Below are 16,234 nucleotides of genomic sequence, written 5' to 3' on the forward strand. Positions count from 1 at the left end.
ATAAATTTCTCTATCCGGTTTTGTGTTTATTTTACCAGCATTAATTTTTTAGAGCTCGCGAAATCATTTGCGGTTAGTCTGTAAATGTAAACCCCGCTAGCAAAGTTAGAAGCGTTCCAATTATAACGGTAACTTCCTGCATCAAGATCGGAATTGACTAGAGTAGAAACCACTCTGCCAAGCGTGTCGAAAATTTCTAATTTCACTTTACTTCTCTTCGGCAATGTAAATTTTATTGTTGTTTCCGGATTGAAAGGATTGGGATAGTTCTGAGATAAACTATAAGCGGTTGGAATTGTGTTTTCCTTCTCAACATCACTTGCGTTCGGCTGAATCTCTAGATTATCAATTGCCCAGCCCCAGCCAACAGCTGCTTCATCAGAATATAAATGGAAGCGGATAAAAATTACGTCCCCATTGTTAAACTTTTTTGTCATATCAATTTTGTGTTGAACATAATTTGCTGCCGTAGGATTTACGTTCGGGCTGTCATATAAAGTTTTCCAAGAATTATTATATCTGCAGTCATATCCATCCGCCAATGGAATCCAATTCAACCCGTCCTTGCTTCCCTCGACTACGACATAATCATAAAAGTTCGGATCACCAAAATTCGGATCATCGCCTGGTTCAACTATTGCAATATCATCATATTCTATGTTCGCTAAATTTGGCGACCACGAAATTTTTATCGGTACTAAAAGATTATAATAATAATCTGTTGCCTCGGCATAAGGATGAAGCGAGTTAATCGCTTGCGAGGTAAATCCGGACTGGGATGGAGTTGAAATACCAAAACCATTACCAGCAAAATCATAGTCATCAACCTCAAAATTATTTGAGTAACGTACCGTAGTCGGTTTGAGATTGTAAACAATAAGAGTTCTGGAAGATGATTTATAAATTAGTCCGGATTTGTAAGCGATAAGTTGAATATTTTTCGTACCGAATGTCGTTGGAATGAATTTGAAAGAAGTATCTTTTACCGAAGTTGATGCTAGCTTAATCAGTTTTTGTCCGTCAATCATAACCAAAGTTGAATCATAACCGGACCGTAACTTTGCTGAAAGGTTGATCGCTTTATCAACGCCTTGCGAGAGCGCTGAAATGATTGGTGATAATGTAACAACCGGCGGTTGCCAGGTGCTCAAATCCGGAAGCGTAACGCTCCAGATTCCTCTGCCATGTGTTGCAAGAACAACTTGATCATCTACAATTTTCATATCCCAGATACATACAGCAGGCAAGCCGTTATCAGCAGCGAGCCAGGTTACACCATTGTTAGTAGATACAAATAAGCCAATCTCTGTTCCTGCCCAAATAATATCTGTGTTATAAGGCATTACTAAAACGCAATAAGTTGCAACATTTGGAAATCCGTTACTGCTTATTGAACCGGAACCGAAACCGGAAATATCTTCCCAGCTTATTCCCAGATTTGTTGTTCGTAAAATTTTTGGTGCACCCGAAAATGAGAAAGTTACATAAGCAGTTTTTCTATCTGTTGGATGAGTGTCAATTCCAGTAATTGAACCTAAAGCAGAGCCAGAATATTTAGGAAGAGATGCAAACGTTAAACCGCCATCTATTGATAAAAATAACTTGCTTAAATAATTCGAAAAAAAACTGCCCGCCCAAACTATTTGCGGGTCTGCAATTGATATTGCAACAGGAGTGGATGTTGGGCTATACGACCAATCATTTGAAGTTATTGAACTCTTCTCCCAGGCACCGCCAAAATCTTCAGATCTCCAAACACCTTGAGAGCCGGTAGTAAAAATTAAATCGGGATCGCTATTTGATTTAGCAATTTTTGAAATGAAGACGCCTTTTCCCGAACCAACATCCGCAAGATTAGTTGTAGATGGAAGCCAATTATTCCCGCCATCGGTTGTTCTATAAAAACCATTGTATTGACTTCCTCCAATAATTTTATTTGGATCTTTGTAGTGCCACGCAACATCAAAGCCGTCTCCTCCAATTACATTTTTGTAAGCAGTAATTGGTGAAGCATTTTCGCCTTTAGGAGAAAGCCACGTTCCGTTATCTTGTGTTCCGCCAATGTATTCATTAAACCCCGGTTTTTTATCAACGCCGTAAAATTGTGTTGTATTGTATCCGCCGTTAAGAGCTTCCCGCCACGTTGTTCCACCGTTTGTTGAAACAGCGACACCGCCATCGTTTCCGTTGACAATCCAAAATGTACCGGGCGCAGAAGCAAGTGGAACAGGAACAATACTGTGTTGATCAACATGGATTTTGGCGCTGCTGCCAAGATTGTATTGATTATAACCATCGGTGACATGAGAAAATATAGCGAGACGGGTAGTATCCGTCGAACTAGTTAACTTGGCTTTCCAAAGATCTATTCCGCCAAAAAAAACTGTGTTCTCATCAAAAGGATGAACCGCAATTGTGTTATCATACCAGCCTTGGGTAGTTAACCAGTTTTTTGTACTGCCATCTTCTGAATTAACCAATTTCCAAGTTGCCGCCTTATCAACGGAAACATATAAACCTGAAGTGCTGTTTTTTTCTTCACAACTTGCATAGATGTAATTTGGGTTTTTACCGGACACCGCAATTTCAATTCTTCCCGTTGTAACAAGCCCGGTGCTCGATTTTGTCCAGCTCAATCCGCCGTCTGTTGATTTATAAACACCGTCGTTGTTAACTGTACAATACTGAATTAAAAAATTTAATGGATCAGCTTTCAGATCTTGAGTTCTTTTTGCAAGAGAGCTATATGTTCGTTGCCAGCTTGTTCCGCCATCGATTGACCGCCATATACCACCTGGGAAAGTTGAACTACTTCCGGACAATGGATTGGTGCAGGCAAGAAGAATATTCGGGTTATAAGGGTCAACAATTATTCTATTAACGTTGCTGAAATTAAGATTTGCGGTTGATGAGAGCTGGGTCCATGTTTCGCCGTGATCAACGGACTTAAATATTCCGCTTCCGTTAACGGCATCGGCATTAAAAAATCCTTCACCGGTCCCGCAATAAATTATCCCTGGATTTGATGCAGATTGTGCTAAAACTGTTGTAGCAAGATTTGGAAGGGCCTGAGTTTTACTTTCCCACGATTCACCGGCATTTGTTGTTTTCCAGATTCCGCCGCTGACTGAGCCAGCAAACCAAGTTTTATTTGTTGTATCAGTAGGATCAACAATAATTCCGCGTGTTCTTCCGCTAACATTGCCTGGTCCTCGTTCAACCCAGTTCAGATTTGTAGTTGTTTTATATAAGCGACTCTGTTTTTGAGATTTGTACAACTCTTCCATCAAATAATTCGGCGAATATTTTGGCTCTGTATCGCCATCTCTTGTTCTAATCTTTTTTTGAAACTCTGCGAACATATCCGGCTCATCGGATTTAGCCAAGCCCTTTATCTTTTTCTTTCTTCCGGAAAACAATTTTTTAATATTTTTTTTGTCATGTTCTTTCCGAATTTCTTTTGCCGGCAAAACTTTACTCTTATCCGGAGAATCTATTTTATCCTGAGCGGTAGTCATGGAGATTAATATGAAAAAGGCTAAAAAAGAAACCGGAATTAATGTTTTGCGGATCAATCTAATCATAATTTTCTCTTAAAAATTTCTTTGGTTCTATTTTACTGATTGTGAATTTAATTCAGCCTTGGTTCCAAGATCAACGTTGTAAATATAACCATAAAGTTTTTTGTCTTCAGTTGAAATTGTACCGGGCGTCACAACGACCTCAATCTGATTCCGGGTTATCCATTTTATTCTTCCGGCAGGGACACTTTCTTCAAAAACTATTTTATCCTTTCTAAGGCCATAAACAAAAAATTGCAGAACTGGATTGGGATTTTTAACCGTTGATTTTTCTTGCTTAACTACTAGAGAATATGATTTATCTGAGTTATAGATGATCTGAGATTCTGATCCAAACTTTTCCATAGAAAGTTTTTTAAGAAGAGAGTCTTGCTTGTCAAGAGCAGCGCCTGAACCGGCACAGTTAAACAGAAAAAGAATGGAAAATAAAGAAACAAAAAATTTATTGAGCATATTCGCTTATCGTAAATGTTAACGATTAATTTCGCCGAGATTCTTCCGAATCAAAATAAAACAGTGGACATCAATTGGCAAGTGATAACAGAATGCTTTCGTATAAAAAGAAACTAAGAAAATCTGATATTCGAATTTTGCAAAAGAATTTTTGTTTTGATGATGTGGTGGTAAAAAGAAAACCCGGCTTGTAGAATCCGGGTTTTCCAAGGATGAATTTAAATGTCAAGCCAATAGGAAAATTTAACCGCTAATATATTATTGCCGTCGCTCTTGAATAAATTTTTCCAATCTCTTCCCAGAGAAAAATTCCCAGGATCATCAAGGTTGGATTGATCATGTGACCAAACAAGATATAGAATCGAGCCGGGCATTGCTTCCCATCTTAATACAACAGTTCCCCTCAATGATTTGTAGTTAAAATTCGGATCTGAAATTTGGAATGTTTGCGCAGGTCCGTTTCCGTCGGGGTCAACATTATAGACACCATCAGCGGAATTATAGTTAATCGAGGAACCATTCGTTCCGTATTCATTTAAAGAAGTTGTGTGTGGAAGAGCAAGCTCTTTGAATCTGCTATAATTACCCACAGCAAATAAAGGCTGAAGGAAAAGCTGCAAACTTAGCGTTGGTGTAAATGTCCAATTCAATCTGATATTGGCAGATAAAGTTTTTTGCGCAATCGTTGAAAATACATAACGTATTCCATAAGTATTTGTTGCCGTAGGGTCCGAAAAATTGCCAACCCACATGCGGTTATCATCGTTAAGATCGAATTGAGGACCAATGCTGAAATTCATTTGAGTGTTCGGCTTCCACTGAACATTAAATCCCACCGACTTAAATTCACCACCGATTTTATCTTTAGCATATGAAGAAAAAACATCAAATATTATTTTTTCGCGGCTGTCGGATTCTATACTCAGATTCATTTGATATTCAGATGGTTGAGTTACGAGAGGACCGCCGCGTGTTGCGGTTTTATTCAAACCTTCAAAATTGTAACTGCCGTTTATACCAATGCTCCAATAATTCATAAAAGTAAAATATGAATTGAGCCATAAGAAGTTGGTTAATAGGTTTCCCTCAAAGTCATAACTTCGGGCATGTGATATATAAATCGATTTTTTTCTAAATATGTTATCGGGCTCAAACCATCTATAGCCAAGAACTAGGTGACCGTTTAATCTGTCCGCCATCCATTGAAAACCAAGATCGTTGTATTCAAAGCCGGGACTAACTGCACCAAGCGCCGCGTTGAGATAAAAATTTCCTTGCTGTTTGTTCAACATAATTCTTCCAAATATACCGGAAAGAGAAGTCAGATTTGGATTGTAAATTGCGTTCGTTGCATCGGGGCGTTGAAAATACCGGTAAGGTTGCTGTTGAATCAATTGTAAAGCTTCTTTTGATCCGTTAATATAAGAGCCAACAACAGCGCCGGCGAGCGCATACTCTTTATCCTCACCTATAAATGTGTAGCCGTCAAATCCGTAAGTAAAAGCATTTTTTGCCAAAGTATTTTTTAAATCATTTTCATTGAGCCCGCGGTTAACAGTAGTGAACATAAAGCCAAGAGATTGATTCCCGTCGTTAAATTCCCGCTTTGCCCTAAAGACGCCAAAATGAGTAAGCGGCGCAACCTCTTCGTTTGTTTGAATTCCATTATTATATAAAGTTGCAAAAGTTCTTTCAGTTACAGCGGAGATGGCACCGACAGTTGTTTTATCGTCTAACTTTCCGGTAAGTTTTGCGGCACCAATAATTCTGGTTTCGCCGGGATAGTTAGTAAAGTCCGCGGAAGAAGTTGATCCACTCGGTGAACGCCCAATTCTTCTTGAATAGAAAAGCTCCGGCCAGCTAAAATTAAATCCCCAATTATTATTTATACCGCCGATTCCAAACATAAAATTGTTTGATCCCTCAATAAAAAATGGTCTCTTTTCTTCAAAGTATGATTCGGATGCGGAAAGATTAATTACTGCGGGATCAACTTCCACTTGTCCGAAATCCGGGTTGAGTGTTGCATCTATATTTAAATTAGTTCCGATTCCAAATTTTAGATCTGCACCGAAAGAAGTTTTATATTGTTGCGATTTGTAGAAAGGATCATTTGCATTGTGCACTAAATATTGTGCTTTCTGAACAGCGTAAGGAAGTATTTCAAGTCTTTGTTCCGGTTTAATTCCATCCAGACCTTCCAATGAAGCAAAACGCGAAACAAAACCGCTCTCCTTTTTAGGAACCATTACGTAGAATGATTTTTCATTATTGCGTTTTATTTCTCTTGTAAAATTTACGCCCCATGTCATATGGTCAGATTCTTTAAATCTCAGCTGCGAAAAAGGAATTTTCATTTCAACATACCAACCGGTATTATCCTTAGATGTTTTCGCTTCCCATACTCCGTCCCATGTTTGATCATCCCAACTATCATTAAACAAGACTCCATCCACCAAAGTACCACCTGCATTAACTACAAAATAGTTGCCCGTACGTTTATCGTTAAATGCATCAACATAAAATCCGAACCAATCGGAATTCGAATATCCATCTCGTCGTGCAAGGCTAACGTCTATCGAATCCGGTTTGTCGTCGTATAAATGTGCTGCCACATAGATGTTGTTGGCATCATATGCAATCCAGACTTCGGTTTTTTCAGTAGCCGGAGCCCCTTCTTTAGGATCCTGTTGAGTGAAATCTTTTATCGGCTCACGCTGCCAAATTGGCTCGGAAAGTTTTCCGTCTAATTTTATGGAGATCTCTTTTATTTTGTTTGCAAGTACAACTTTTTGAGTACTGGCTTTGCCCGAAGCAAAAAGGAGCTCCGGAAACAGAATTATTATTAAAAGTAGAAAAAGTTTCTTCATAAAATCCTTTCATCATATTATTTACGATTCTTGGATTATTAGACTTACGAATGAGCAAAAGGTTGTTTTTAAAAAGAGAAATAATTTCTGGATGATTTAAAATGGAAAACCCGATCCATTAATGAATCGGGTCCATAAAACTATAGCATTTACAAAGGAAACTATTCTTTATCTTTTTCCTTTTCTTTCCCCTTCATTTTGTCAAATCCCGGAAGGTTCAATTCTTTAGTAAGATTTCCCAATTTACTCAAGTCTATTTTACCAACAATATTTACACAAGTAACTTTTCCGTACGATTCTGACTTTTCGTTCTCGCCATCCTCCATTTTTTTAGACAATGAAAGAATTGCCAATCCTTCAAACTCGCCGCCGGAAGCTTTCTTTACATAAATGTTTGCCAGATTACTCTGATTGTTTGTGCGGACTATTCTATCCCAACCCTTAGACTTCAGACTTTTGTCCATTACATCAAGAGAACTTTCCATATCTGTGATTTCGCTTGTGGGGATCTTATACTCGTTAACCTGGACAAGTTTTAATCCACCGATCATATCGCTGACGTCGTCGCTTTTCTTTTGCGCCATACCGGAAACCATTTTCAGCAAAGTCTCTTCCAGATAAACTTCAGAGAGAGATTCGGCATTCTTCAATCCAGCAATTTCTTTGTAGTTAAAAAAGCCCGGATACTTTGAATAATCTTCTTTCTGTTGAGCGAATGAACTTACGCTTAACACAAAGAATAAGACGATAAACAATTTAGTTGATTTCATTTTTTTCTCCTTTAATTAATTTATTTACTACTCCAATGCTTTCATTGATTGGTTTTGCAACCGCTTTGCCCAAAACTTCTTTTTGAAGTGTGTTGTTTGTCTCGTTGAAAATTTTACCCACAATTTCAAATGCGTATTTGGCTTGTTTTTCCGCAACGTTAACCTCTGCCACAGAGTAATTATACTGCACCGGCTTGTTTATGATTAAAGAGATAACCATAGCAGCAACCAAGATTACTGTTACGGCAGTGGAATAACCCGGACGAGATAATACGATTGAATAGAGGTCGTAGAAAAAAGTATTTGTGTTCTTTTTCAAAGAAACAGTTTTGCTTTCAACTGCTTTTAACAGCTCTTGCGGAAATTCTTCTAAATCTAATTTTTTTACTTCGCGTGCAGTTTTTTTGTATGAATTGAGAAGATTACGCACTTCTTCGCTTACTGCAGCGGCGTGCATGATTTTAATTCTATCTAATAAATTAGCATCACCGTACGCAACAGAGATAATTTTATTGTGCATTGCTTCGTCTAATTCAAACGACTTCTTGCGGTTCATAATCTTTTAATTCCTCTTGTAATTTTTTACGTGCTCGCAGCAAATAAACTTTTACCGAATTAATCGGCATATCGAGCGCCCTGCTTATCTCTTTGTATTTCAATCCCTCAATTTCGTAAAGAACAAAAACGCTTCTTAAATTCTCCGGCAAATTTTGTATTGCCTCTTTTATTTTCGACGCTGCCATTTTAAAGTGTGTTATTAAGTATGGATTATCGTTATTGTTATCTGCGCTGTATGTTTCTTCGAATATTTCATCGATTTCATTTTCTCTTTTAACTGCTACCGAGCGTCTTCTCAGAAAATCGATACATAAATTATTTGTTGTTTTAATGATCCAGGTTTTTGCCGCCAGCATATTGAACTTATCAATGTTTTGCCAGATTCTGATCATAACTTCCTGGGTAACGTCGTCTGCGTCCATTTTATTTTTCAGCATATACATTGAGTAGGTGTAAACTTTATTCTTGTATTGCTGAATTAAGAAACGATATCGTTGTTCTTCAAACATTTTTATTTTCTACATTACAGACGAAATGAATCATTCTATTGTTACATTATCAATTAAAATATATTTTCCAGACAAAGTTAGAAAGGATTTAATCAATGTCTCAAAAAAAACCGGAAATTGGCTCAATCGGCTGGACAGACTTAACAATTGTAAACGCCGAAGAGATTGGAAATTTTTACAGCAAAGTAGTCGGGTGGAAGTCGCAGCCGCTATCAATGGGAACTTATGATGACTACGTAATGAATACTCCTGAAACCGGATCGAGCGTTGCCGGAGTTTGCCATGCCCGAGGCACAAATGTCGGATTGCCCGCCCAGTGGTTAATTTATATTACTGTCGCAAATATTGAAGAAAGTATTTCGGTATGCAAAAATCTTGGCGGAAAAATTTTAGCTGAGCCGAAATATTATGCCGAGATGGGAAAATATTGCGTCATACAAGATCCGGCAGGAGCTGTCTGTGCGTTGTTTGAACCGGCGGAGTAAAATATTTTTTCGACTTTTTAAATAAATCGAACTATTTATCAGCGCAAGTAAATAATTTTATGGAAGAATTAGATTTTAAACCGGCTAAATCAAAAGAAGAATTCAGAAAAAACTACAAACTTCACGATCTAGCTGAACGGACGGGAAAAAATTTGCTAGTTCAATGGGGAATTGATTTCAAAATTTTTGGTGAGGACAAACGCTACGAAAAAGTTTGGGAAAAGGGAGAAGACAAACCCGATATTGTAATAGATTACAAAGGTCAACACGCACTTCTCGATTGGAAAGGAAAACACACAGTATCATTTATAGTTAATGTCAGAGCAATCGAATCATACAATCGGTGGCGGAATAAATTTCATGTTCCCGTGATAATTGCTTTTTTTATTTTTGATGAGAACAACAGTTTATCGGAAAGACGTTTTGCATTTCTACCAGCCCATAAATATTTAGGATCCGCTTCGAAGCAGTGGGATAAGAATAGAACAGTCGAGTTCAAAGAGGAATTACCAAAATTTACAAAGGAAAACCTGTTAAAGTATTTGTTGACATTTAAATCTGATCCGGAGTGAAATGTGAATTTCGATGAAATAAATAAAATTGAAGAGACATTCCGCAACTCTACATCTGCAGACGAATTATTCGATGCATTTCAAGATGCAATCAAACTTAAACTCGCGGATATGGGAGTGTACAAAATTTTACTTGCCAACCCCACTCTTTCGCCGGATGAAATAAAATTATTTACAGAAAAACTTATAAAAGAAATACCAGACAGCTCATTCGATTTGTCAATGTGGGCGGGAAAGGTTTTTGAAAACCATACAGATTATTTCAATTATGTGAGTGATGCACTCTTCTATTATCAACGCGCGAATTCATTTAAACCGGAATTTCACGAACCGCTTCTGAGTCTTCTCAATCTATACAATTATGAAATTGATCTTCCAATCAACAAAAAAATATTTGACATAATCGAAGAATCGGTTTCGAATGTTAATCAGAAAAGTAAAATATACTACGCACTTTCGAGGCATTATAAAAAATGCGGTGATTCAAATATGGAAATTAAATTTTATGCACTTGCGGAAAGAGCCGCAGAAAAGGAAAGTGAATGATCAATAATAATAGCCGATTGTAAAATAGAAGAATGTGGGACCCCATACAATCGTATTATTTGAAAATGTATTTGCAAAATAGAAGCTTTTGCCAACCGAAAAATCTGCCGGACCCAACGGAGTGTTAAAAGATAATGTAGCACCAATTCCGTGTCTTAGATCCTTAAGCCGAATCTGCTCTCGCTCTTCCCAAATAGAACCGAGATCGTAACGTGCTTTAATATATGTATCAAAGAAAATTTTTATCGGAAGTTTGTAACGGTACTCCAGTGAGGTAGAAAAAACTTGCCTTCCTCGGAATTCATTCTCGCGTAATCCAAAGAAAGAATTTTGTCCGCCAAGCGAATACTGTTCACTAAGAGGAACCGTACCGTCACCAAGTCCGAGTACGGCTCTGACGCTGAATGTATTTATACTACGGTAGCTGATAATATTTTTATAATCAAAATAAAATCTTGTATAACCGATGTCTCCGCCCAGAGCGGTCTGTGCTGTTTCGTAAAAACTTTTTACTAAAAATCCAACTGTTGGATATGGATATTCGTTTTGAGAATCTATAAAAAGAGAAAAACGGAGACTTGAAATATCTTTGATATAAGTCGGCCCGGTATAATCAAATTTGTTTTTAATTTCGTCGCGCTGATAACGCGCTTCAATAAGAAAATTTCCAAATTTTTCTACCTGCGATCCAACTCCAAACGATCCGCCCAAATATGATTGTCTATATTCACCCGATTTGCTTCTTGAAAAATGATTGCCTGAACGGAGTGAATCATTCCTGTATACATTCACATCGTTGAACTCATAAAACGCACGTACTTTGTAGGTAAGATATGAATCAAAAACCCGGTTGGCTTTCTGCTCGATGCTGTATGAACGATTACGAGTACCACCTGATATTGTTCCTCCGATTTCAGTTCCGGTTCCGTTAAAGTTTTCATCTCTGAAATCGAGAGAAAATTGAGCCAAATTCTCGTTATCAATTCTCATTCCCAAACGAATAACATTTGGAATTTTCTCTTCAACTTTTATTATTATTTCGTTTTCGCCACCGCTCGGTAAAATCGTCAATTCAAGTTGATCGAATAAATTTGTGCTTCGTAAATTTATCAGACCCCTCTCCGCAAGAGAATATTTGAATGTATCGCCGGCTTTCATGGGAAATTCGCGTGTAATAATTTTTTCTTTTGTTTTATTATTTCCCTCGACAATAATTTTTGATATCAATCCTTCGCTCATTTTGAAAGTAAGTGTTTGGGTTTTATCGTCAAAGGAGATTTTTTCAATACGGGCAAGTGATAAGCCTGAGCTTTTATATTTACGTAAAATTTCAAGCCCAACATTGAGCGTCTTTTGCGCACTGAACGGCTTATTAAGAAGCTTTGAAGTTTTACTGAGCACCATGGTCATGTTGCTGTCCGACGCCCCTTCAATATTAATGTTGCCGACTTTAAAATTTTCAATTGCGTTGATGGTGAGAAATGAAGCGCCGTCGTGCTCGTCAATGTCCAAAGACATATCCCGCCAATAACCGATTGCGTAGATATTATAGAGGTGGAACAATAAGTCCCTGCTTGAAACAGAATCCTTGTTAATTAGTACATTAAAAAGATTTTTTTCTAATTCACTCGGAGTCTTGTTCAAATGTAAATTTTTGAAAAATTTATCGTCTTGTCCCAAATTGTTTTTGAATTCTTTTTCGAATTCTTCTCGGACTTTTATCGCGACCGGTTTGGCTGCGTCATATCCGGCTTTAATTACGTCGTTAAGGTTTTTGAAGTCAGAGTTTATTCTTGAATCTAAATTGGGCTGAATTACAAAGTCGGCTTCACGCAATTGCTGATCGTTTAAAATTTTCATCGGAATGCTAACAAGCTGGTCGGCAATTGTCCATGGAAAATTTAATTCCGGTTCAGTGAAAAGTGGACTTGAAGAATTTACGGCCACAATAATATTTGCACCGAGTGCCCGCTCTTCATGCACCGGGATGTTAGCAACCAACCCGCCATCTACCAATAATAATGAATCTTTTTTTACGGGGGGGAGAAGCAGCGTTACGCTTGAGCTAGCGCGCATTGTTAAACCGAGAGTTCCTTTATCAAGTACAACTTCTTTTCCGGAAATTAAATCTGTGCTTACCGCGCGAAATCGATATAAAAAGTTGTCATAATTTTCATCTGCAAGAATCGGCGCATTGATGGCAAGTAGATTTAAATGATTTGCGGCTCGTTGACCGGAACTGATTGATTTCGGGATAATCGGATTTAGACCATTCATTCTAAATGAAAGAATAGCCCTGTCTTCGGATATTTTTTGATCTATAAATAAATCATTACGAGTTGATTGCTGAACAGAAAAAAAATCGTCCCAGTTTGTATTTACCAGAACCGAATCAAGCTCTTTAATTGAATAACCCGCCGAATAAAGACCGCCGATAATGCTTCCCATGCTTGTACCGGTGATCGATTCTATTGGTACACGCTCTTCTTCAAAAGCACGGAGAGCACCGATTTGAGAGATCGAACGCGCGCCACCGCCGCTTAATGCAATTCCAATTTTGGGAAGGCCTGCGTGGACTTTTTCGGTTAATCCGAAGGGAAGATGTTTTTCTGCTAGATCTAATTTAAGGGTGGTTTTGTTTTGAGCCGAAAGATTTAAAAAAAGAAATAGAGAAAGAACAAAAAACTTTATAATAAAAGATGACTTCATTAAATCATTATTCCATCTCTATTTCAAAAAGAAAAGCGATAAAATCAAACAACAATAATATATACGCTAGTTATCTTTTTTTCTGAGAACCTTTTCTTTGTTCATGAGCCTGTTTCTCTGCAGATTCCATCATGCGCGCCATAAATCCTTTTTTCTTATTTGGATTTGCAACCGGTACTAACTCGACGTTATCGTGTTTATGATTAATATAATATTGCTGTCCGATGGAAAGAGCATTGAACATGAAATAGTAAAGATTCAATCCTGATGGGAAGCTCATAAACATTACAGTCATCATCACCGGCATAATATAAACCAAAGCTTTTTGAGAAGGATCTTTAACGCTCATCTTTTGCTGGATGAACATGGTTATACCCATAAGCAGGGCAAGACCGCTGATGATATCGACATTAAATAAAGGAATTTTAAATGGCAGTCTGAAAATTACATCCGGTGAAGAAAGATTTGTCATCCACAGCATAAACGGCTGCTGACGTATTTCAATTGTTACATTGAATAAACTCCACAACGCAATAAGTATCGGCATCTGTAAAAGCATTGGCAAACATCCGCCCATAGGATTGATGCCGTATGTCGAATAGAGCTTCATTGTTTCTTGCTGAACTTTTTGAGGATTGTCCTTATGCTTCTCTTTAAGTTCGGTGATCTTGGGTTGAAGCATCTGCATCTTTTTCATAGACATCATACTTTGCCGCGTTAAAGGATGAAGAGCAAATTTTATGATGATCGAAAAAAGAATTATCACAAGTCCAAAATTTGAAATAAAGCTGTGAAGAAATTTAAAGAGCGGCAACAAAACAAATTCGGAAATAGGTCGGATAACAAATTTTAATCCGAAGAAGCTTCCAAAATCAAAAACATTTTGAAAATTTCTGCCATATGATTTTAAAACAGAATAATCGATAGGACCAAGGTAGAGAGTGAAAGAATCTTTTTGAAATTTCTCATTCTTAAAAGGAATCTTTAAGCTAGCCAAATAAACCTCGCGAACGTCTGTTCCGGTTTGGTAATGACTCCCTTCAAAATAAGCGCCGCCCTCGCTGCTTGGTGAATCTGGCGACAGTATCATAGCAAAATATTTGTTCCGCGTAGCAACCCAATCAACTTTACCGTTAATATCTTTCTCTACTTTTTCTCCGGGTTTGGTTGCATCTATAACGACCTGCTCGTCACCGGAATATGCGCTTGCGTTTGAATGATTTGCTTCATCAACAGAATTTTCTTCAAGAAAATTTAACCCACTGGACCACTCAACATCATATCGGTAGCTACTTATTACATCATCCATTTTGACAAGGCCGATATCAATTTTGGATGCGTAATTATCTCCGTAGAAAACAAAATTTTTCTGTATTGCTTTCCCGCCGTCTGTAGTAAATGTGTAGTTAATAGCAAGAGAGTCTTTACCGCTTACTTTATAGTAATAATTTTTTGCGTCCGAGGTAAAATCTATAAATGAAGTGTTAACCCGTTTTCCTTCTTTGGTAATGAAGATAATGTTGAAATCGCCGCCGTTCTTAGCGGTATTAACCAGCTGCACATATTGGTTGTAAAAATTTGTGTCTTTGATTTCACTGTGATACCATGTTTTATATTTTTTCAGAAAATATCTTCTAATTTTTGCGCCGTGATTGGTGAGTTCAATCTTTGCAAGATCTGTTTCGATCGTAATAATTTTTTCCGGCAAAGGTTTTGAGCCAAACGGATTTATATCTTCTTGAGATTTAGTTTCAGTTTTTTTCTGAACCGTGGGACTTGCTGCGGCGGTATCTTTCTTTTCAACGGCGGAAGTCTGAGATTTCTTTTTTTGAGGGGGCTGCGGAGCGGGTGAATTAAAATAGAGCCATGTTACTAAAATTATTCCGATAAGCACGAACGCGATGGAAGTATTTTTGTCCATTCATTTTCCTATTAATTGTCGCCGCGCATGCGCGACGAGTTCTTTCAAAGATAAAAAAAGTTTATTCAACTGGATCAAACCCGCCTTTGTTGAACGGGTTGCATCTTAAAATTCTCCAGACTGCTTTAGCCCCGCCTATCAGCGCACCATATTTAGTAATTGCTTGAACTGCATATTCAGAGCAAGTTGGATAAAACCGGCACGATGGCGGAAACAGAGGCGATATTAATTTTTGATATAGTTTGATAAGATTTATCAGAATAAATCGCATTTATAGTCTCGCCTTAACCTGATTCATCAAATCTACAACATCCGGTAATACTTCTTTCAGAAAAATCTTTTTGCGGTTCGTTTGATTGATCATGTTGGGAGAGAACACAATTAACAAACTCACGTTTTTCAATTCGACCAACTCTTTAAGCTCTTGTTTATTCTGACGGAATGATTCACGGAAAAGCCGTTTAACCCTGTTTCTCCAAACAGCGTTACCGCTCTTTCTTGAAACAGCAAAAGCTGCTTTAATTCCACTCGTTTCAGATTCTTTGTGAATGAAAAAAACAGCTTTGAGTTTTTGTGAAGAAGAAAATAAAATTTCTCCGGCTGAATAAACTAAATCGAATTCGTTTTTACTTTTGATTCTCTCTTTTGAAGAAAGACCAAATTGTTTCAATTAAGCTTCGTCGCTAACAGTTAATTTTTTTCTACCTTTAGCTCTTCTGCGCGCAAGAACTTTACGGCCGTTTGCCGTTGACATTCTTTCGCGGAAACCGTGTTTATTTTTTCTTTTTGTTCTACTTGGTTGAAAAGTACGCTTCATTTTTTAATCCAATACATTTGAAAGTGGCGCAAAATTACGCAATTAATAGGTAATTACCAAAATCCGGCCGGATTTTTGAAAAGATTATCTAATTTTTGAGCGCAATGTTTATTTTCTTCGTTTCTGAATCTAAAATTAACATTTATCTTCGAGATTCAAGCAACGATGGGAAGGATCGATCTAAATCGGTTCTTCTTTAAAGCAAAAGGGCGGATACTTTAGCAAATAGCCCAGCCGAGTACCATTCACCAAAATAACCGCCGCCAGAGAGAAAACTTAATCTTGTTTTCTTAAATAAGAGGGTGCTTATTTGTTATATATATTACAACCATTGTGCCAGCATGCACCCATATTTATTGATTAAAAATGAGGTGTAGAGAGATCAATTGTGTTTCACTTTGAGCGCGATTATTAAAAAGAGTCACGATTAAAGCGTTGGTTTA

Annotated in this window: 14 protein-coding genes; 3 read left to right on the plus strand and 11 right to left on the minus strand. The window is 37.5% G+C overall.

Annotated features, from left to right (window positions below):
• Positions 1–26: 26 nt before the first annotated feature.
• The 6 genes from NTX65_09765 to NTX65_09790 form a co-directional block, all read right to left on the minus strand.
• Entirely contained in the window at positions 27–3,584 is a 3,558-nt protein-coding gene (locus tag NTX65_09765) for a T9SS type A sorting domain-containing protein (protein ID MCX6169618.1), read from the minus strand.
• 27 nt (positions 3,585–3,611) lie between these two features.
• Positions 3,612–4,034, minus strand: a complete 423-nt coding sequence (locus NTX65_09770) for a hypothetical protein (GenBank protein MCX6169619.1) — start codon at positions 4,032–4,034, stop codon at positions 3,612–3,614.
• 218 nt (positions 4,035–4,252) lie between these two features.
• Entirely contained in the window at positions 4,253–6,904 is a 2,652-nt protein-coding gene (locus NTX65_09775) for a DUF5916 domain-containing protein (protein ID MCX6169620.1), read from the minus strand.
• A gap of 161 nt (positions 6,905–7,065) precedes the next feature.
• Complete coding sequence (locus tag NTX65_09780; GenBank protein MCX6169621.1) at positions 7,066–7,674, minus strand: DUF4252 domain-containing protein; 609 nt, start codon at positions 7,672–7,674, stop codon at positions 7,066–7,068.
• Positions 7,661–8,230 carry a hypothetical protein gene (locus NTX65_09785; GenBank protein MCX6169622.1) on the minus strand — a complete coding sequence of 190 codons (570 nt, stop codon included), beginning with the start codon at positions 8,228–8,230 and terminating at the stop codon, positions 7,661–7,663. Before NTX65_09785 ends, NTX65_09780 begins: the two co-directional genes overlap by 14 nt.
• Positions 8,208–8,741 (minus strand): RNA polymerase sigma factor, encoded by a 534-nt coding sequence (locus NTX65_09790; protein ID MCX6169623.1) that lies wholly within the window; start codon positions 8,739–8,741, stop codon positions 8,208–8,210. The genes NTX65_09785 and NTX65_09790 overlap by 23 nt, the downstream gene beginning before the upstream one ends.
• A 95-nt stretch (positions 8,742–8,836) precedes the next feature.
• Here NTX65_09790 and NTX65_09795 point away from each other — a divergent pair, with 95 nt between their 5' ends.
• From NTX65_09795 to NTX65_09805, 3 genes are read left to right on the plus strand one after another with little or no spacing between them, the layout of a single operon-like run.
• A complete protein-coding gene (locus NTX65_09795) occupies positions 8,837–9,226 on the plus strand; it encodes a VOC family protein (protein MCX6169624.1) in 390 nt (129 codons plus the stop codon).
• Between the two features lie 59 nt (positions 9,227–9,285).
• Positions 9,286–9,798, plus strand: a complete 513-nt coding sequence (locus NTX65_09800; protein ID MCX6169625.1) for a hypothetical protein — start codon at positions 9,286–9,288, stop codon at positions 9,796–9,798.
• 3 nt (positions 9,799–9,801) lie between these two features.
• A complete protein-coding gene (locus NTX65_09805; GenBank protein ID MCX6169626.1) occupies positions 9,802–10,344 on the plus strand; it encodes a hypothetical protein in 543 nt (180 codons plus the stop codon).
• Here NTX65_09805 and NTX65_09810 read toward each other — a convergent pair whose 3' ends face one another.
• From NTX65_09810 to rpmH, 5 genes are all read right to left on the minus strand, one after another.
• Positions 10,345–13,053 (minus strand): BamA/TamA family outer membrane protein, encoded by a 2,709-nt coding sequence (locus tag NTX65_09810; protein MCX6169627.1) that lies wholly within the window; start codon positions 13,051–13,053, stop codon positions 10,345–10,347.
• Between the two features lie 70 nt (positions 13,054–13,123).
• The gene (yidC, locus tag NTX65_09815; GenBank protein MCX6169628.1) at positions 13,124–14,974 is read right to left on the minus strand and encodes a membrane protein insertase YidC; all 1,851 of its coding nucleotides are present in this window, start codon (positions 14,972–14,974) and stop codon (positions 13,124–13,126) included.
• A gap of 61 nt (positions 14,975–15,035) precedes the next feature.
• Entirely contained in the window at positions 15,036–15,245 is a 210-nt protein-coding gene (gene yidD, locus NTX65_09820; GenBank protein MCX6169629.1) for a membrane protein insertion efficiency factor YidD, read from the minus strand.
• Positions 15,246–15,644 carry a ribonuclease P protein component gene (gene rnpA / locus NTX65_09825; protein ID MCX6169630.1) on the minus strand — a complete coding sequence of 133 codons (399 nt, stop codon included), beginning with the start codon at positions 15,642–15,644 and terminating at the stop codon, positions 15,246–15,248.
• Complete coding sequence (gene rpmH, locus NTX65_09830) at positions 15,645–15,791, minus strand: 50S ribosomal protein L34 (GenBank protein MCX6169631.1); 147 nt, start codon at positions 15,789–15,791, stop codon at positions 15,645–15,647. It abuts the gene before it with no gap.
• Between the last annotated feature and the right edge of the window lie 443 nt (positions 15,792–16,234).

It is taken from the genome of Ignavibacteriales bacterium (genome assembly GCA_026390795.1).
In the GTDB taxonomy this organism is placed as follows: domain Bacteria; phylum Bacteroidota; class Ignavibacteria; order Ignavibacteriales; family Melioribacteraceae; genus Fen-1258.